Origin of the sequence: Haladaptatus sp., assembly GCF_049589095.1 — an archaeon.
In the GTDB taxonomy this organism is placed as follows: Archaea; Halobacteriota; Halobacteria; order Halobacteriales; family Haladaptataceae; genus Haladaptatus.
Genome location: NZ_JBAWAC010000109.1, coordinates 1 through 3,691, shown reverse-complemented (window position 1 = coordinate 3,691; position 3,691 = coordinate 1). Strand labels below are relative to the sequence as shown.

Annotated in this window: 3 protein-coding genes; all 3 read left to right on the top strand. The window is 63.4% G+C overall.

Annotated features, from left to right (window positions below):
• Positions 1-830: aldo/keto reductase (locus tag WBV42_RS03720; RefSeq protein ID WP_423984841.1), on the top strand; the 830-nt coding region annotated here is incomplete at its 5' end.
• Between the two features lie 170 nt (positions 831-1,000).
• Positions 1,001-2,539 carry a glycerol kinase GlpK gene (glpK, locus tag WBV42_RS03715; protein WP_423984840.1) on the top strand — a complete coding sequence of 513 codons (1,539 nt, stop codon included), beginning with the start codon at positions 1,001-1,003 and terminating at the stop codon, positions 2,537-2,539.
• A gap of 1 nt (position 2,540) precedes the next feature.
• Positions 2,541-3,506 (top strand): MIP/aquaporin family protein, encoded by a 966-nt coding sequence (locus tag WBV42_RS03710; RefSeq protein ID WP_423984839.1) that lies wholly within the window; start codon positions 2,541-2,543, stop codon positions 3,504-3,506.
• Positions 3,507-3,691 lie beyond the last annotated feature (185 nt).

Genomic DNA, 3,691 nt, shown 5'->3' with positions numbered 1-3,691 from the left:
TCATCGACACGGCGAACGTCTACGGTGACCCGAACGGCACCAGCGAGGAGTGGATCGGCGACTGGCTATCGGAGTACGACCGCGAGGACTTCGTCATCGCCTCGAAGGTGTACTTCCCGTTCGACGGCTGGGGCGAACCGGGACCGAACGACTCCGGCCTTTCGCGCAAACACATCCGCGCCCAAATCGAGGGCACGCTCGACCGCCTCGGCACGGACTACCTCGACGTGTACTACATCCATCGCTGGGACGACGAAACCCCGATAGAGGAGACGCTTGCGACGCTGACGGAACTCGTGGACGAGGGTAAGGTGAACTACCTCGGCGCGTCCACGATGGCGGCGTGGCAACTCACGAAGGCACTCTGGAAATCCGACGTGAACGGCTTCGAGCGCTTCGACGTGACCCAGCCGATGTACCACGCGGCGGCCAGCGGCCCGGTGGAAGACTACCTCGACGTCTGTGCCGACCAGGACATCGCGGTCTGTCCGTACTCCCCGCTCGCGGGTGGCTTCCTGACCGGCAAGTACGAACGCGACGGCGACATCCCGGCCGGATCGCGCGCGGACCTCGTGGATTACTTCGAGGATTACTACATGTCCGAGGAGGGCTGGGAGATTTTGGACGAGATTCGAGCGGTCGCGGACGAACTCGACGCCACCCCGGCGCAGGTCGCGCTCCGCTGGCTCATCCAACAGCGCGAGTTCTCCTGTACGCCCATCGTCGGCGCGCGGACGACTGACCAACTGGAGGAGAACGTCGGCGCGGCCGACATCGAACTCTCGGGCGAGCAGTACGACCGCATCGAGAACGTGGACCGAGACGAATAAGCGACGAAATTGACGACTATTTTTCACGACTGGTTGGCAAGAGAGTGAAAACCCAGGGCTACGGGCATGGAAACCTCCCTGTGGGAAAACATCATTATTCTCCGTCCCGTCTCTCTCCCAGAGGTGTCGTCGAATGGGGGAGTCCGGCGCACCAAAATGAGGGCATTCAGATGTCAGATACATATGTCGGCGCGATAGATCAGGGGACGACCGGAACGCGGTTCATGCTGTTCGACCACGATGGTCGGGTCGTCGCCAGCGCCTACGAAAAACACGAACAGAAATACCCGGAACCGGGGTGGGTCGAGCACGACCCGCTCGAAATCTGGGAGAACACACAGGAGGTCGTCACGGCCGCGCTGGAGGAGGCGGACGTCGCCGCTGATCGGCTCGAAGCCATCGGCATCACCAACCAGCGCGAGACGACGCTGTTGTGGGACAGGGATAGCGGCAGTCCGATTCACGACGCCATCGTCTGGCAGGACCGCCGGACGACCGACCGCGTCGAGCAGTTGGAAGCGGACGGAAAGGTGGACGAAATCCGAAAGAAGACGGGGTTGGAACCTGACGCGTACTTCTCGGCGACGAAGGCCGAGTGGTTGCTCGACAACGCCGACCCCATCAAACTCCAGCGCGCACGACCGGCGGATATCCGGGAACGCGCCGAGGAGGGCGAAATCCTGTTCGGGACCATCGACTCGTGGCTGATTTACAACCTGACGGGCGAGCACATCACGGACGTGACGAACGCGTCGCGGACGATGCTGTTCGACATCCACGAGATGGACTGGGACGACGAGTTGTGCGAGGAGTTCGATGTGCCGCGCGAGATGCTCCCGGAAGTACGTCCGTCGAGCGACGACGATACCTACGGTTCGACGGACCCCGACGGCTTCCTCGGCGCGGAAGTTCCCGTCGCGGGCGCGTTCGGCGACCAGCAGGCCGCCCTGTTCGGGCAAACCTGTTTCGACGCCGGTGACGCGAAGAACACCTACGGAACGGGGAGTTTCTTCCTGCTGAACACGGGTGACGATGCCGTCGAGAGCGAGCACGGCCTGCTCACGACGGTCGGCTTCCAGCGCTCGGGCGAACCCGTCCAGTACGCGCTCGAAGGCTCCATCTTCGTCACCGGCGCGGCCATCGAGTGGCTCGTGGACGTGGGATTCATCGACGACGCGGCCGAAACGGAATCCCTCGCCCGAAACGTCGATTCGACGGACGGCGTCTACATGGTTCCCGCGTTTACGGGGCTCGGTGCGCCTCACTGGAATCAGCGCGCCCGCGGGACCATCGTCGGCATGACGCGCGGAACCCGTCGGGAGCACATCGTCAGAGCGACGCTCGAATCCATCGCCTATCAGACCCGCGACGTGGCCGAAGCGATGGAGGCCGACAGCGGCATCGAGGTCGAGTCGCTGAAAGTCGACGGCGGCGCGGTGAAGAACAACTTCCTCTGTCAGCTGCAGGCCGACATCCTCGGGGCCGATATCGTCCGGCCGGTCGTGGACGAGACGACGGCGCTCGGGTCGGCGTACGCCGCCGGTCTGGCCGTCGGCTACTGGGACTCGACGGACGACCTTCGCAAGAACTGGCAAGTGGACCGCGAGTTCGAACCGCAAATGACGGAAGCGGAGGCGGACGAGAAGTACGCTCGCTGGGAGGACGCGGTCGAACGTTCCCTTGGCTGGGCAAGCGAGGGGGGTGCCTGAGATGTCGGAAGAATCGGGAACCCGCGAAACCGCGGCCGCAACCGAAACAAACGATGACGAACAGTACTGGAGTGCGAAGTACATCAACGAACTCGTCGGGACGTTCATCCTCGTCCTGCTCGGTGACGGTGCGGTCGTCGTTTCGGTACTGACCGGCGGGTTCGACCTGTTCGGCGTGGCCGTCCTGTGGGGATTCGCCGTGATGTTCGCGGTGTATTGGGTCGGCGGCGTCTCCGAGGGTCACATCAACCCAGCGGTGACGATTGCGAACGCCGTCTGGCGGGACTTCCCGTGGCGACACGTTCCCGGCTACCTCGTGTCACAAATCATCGGGGCGTTTCTGGCGGCCGGAACCCTGCTCATCACGTGGTCGGGGTACTACCGCAGTTTCAGCCAAGCGAACAACGTCGTTCGCGGACAACCCGGCAGTTCGATCACGGGGATGACGCTCTGGACGTTCTTCCCGAACCCGGTGTTTGCGGGAGTGAAAGTCGGGGATTACAACACGCTGCAACAGGCCGCATCTCTCGTTTCGTTCCCACAAGCGTTCTTCAGCGAGATGGTCATCACGGCCATCCTCGTCGCCGTCATCTTCGCCCTTGTGGACGACGAGAATCCGATGGGAACGCGCGCCTCGCCCGCTCTCGCGGCATTTCTCATCGGCCTGCTCGTCGCGGCACTCGTCCAGTACGAAGCACCCATCAGTATGGCCGCGCTGAATCCAGCCCGTGACCTCGGCCCGCGGATCATGGGCTACCTCGCCGGATGGGGGTCCATCGCGTTCCCCGGTCCGCGGGGTGGCTGGTGGCTGCCGACCGTTTCGACCATCATCGGGGGTATCATCGGCGGCGGGTTATACGACGTACTAACGCGTCGATACGTCATCAAGCTCGAAGCCGAAGATATCGAACCCGAGGAGCCAGCGGTGCACGACGAAGAACACGAACGCTCGGCGGGGGGGAGCTAGATAGTGGCCGTGACGACTTCCGACGACCCAAAACGTTCGGCGGGAGCGTACCTCAGACTGGTGTTTCTCGACCCGGTGAGTCTCGTCGGACTCGCCGTGCTGGTCTCCGGTCTCGTGCTCGTCTCCATCTCCGCCCCTGGAACGGCGGTCAACAAGCCGCTTCTCGGCGGGACGCTGATGCTCGT